This window comes from Thermus thalpophilus (assembly GCF_022760915.1).
Lineage (GTDB): Bacteria > Deinococcota > Deinococci > Deinococcales > Thermaceae > Thermus > Thermus thalpophilus.
This window is the reverse complement of sequence record NZ_JAKTNS010000122.1, coordinates 1-476: the sequence shown is the minus strand read 5'-3', so window position 1 is coordinate 476 and position 476 is coordinate 1. Positions and strand designations below refer to the sequence as shown.

1 protein-coding gene is annotated in these 476 nt (G+C 60.3%); it reads right to left on the bottom strand.

The genetic code is table 11. The features are described 5' to 3' along the window. Positions 1-476: GTP-binding protein (locus tag L0D17_RS13285; protein ID WP_243095714.1), on the bottom strand; the 476-nt coding region annotated here is incomplete at both ends.

The following is a 476-nucleotide window of genomic DNA, read 5'->3' as shown; positions in this document are numbered from 1 at the left end:
TCCCCAGGAAACTCGTACTGGTTCAAAAGGTCCCGTACCTCCATCTCCACCAAGTCCAACAACTCGGGGTCGTCCACCATGTCCACCTTGTTCATGAACACCACAATGTACGGGACCCCCACCTGCCGTGCCAACAAAATGTGCTCCCGCGTCTGCGGCATCGGCCCATCCGCCGCCGATACCACCAAAATCGCCCCGTCCATCTGCGCCGCACCCGTGATCATGTTCTTGATGTAGTCCGCATGTCCCGGGCAGTCCACGTGCGAATAGTGCCGCTTCGCCGTCTCGTACTCCACGTGCGCCGTGTTGATCGTTATCCCCCGCGCACGCTCCTCCGGCGCCTTGTCAATCTCCCCGTAATCCTTCACCTCTACATTCGGGTTCTCCGCCGCAGTCACAAACGTCAACGCCGCCGTCAACGTCGTCTTCCCGTGGTCCACGTGCCCAATCGTCCCCACGTTCACGTGAGGCTTCGT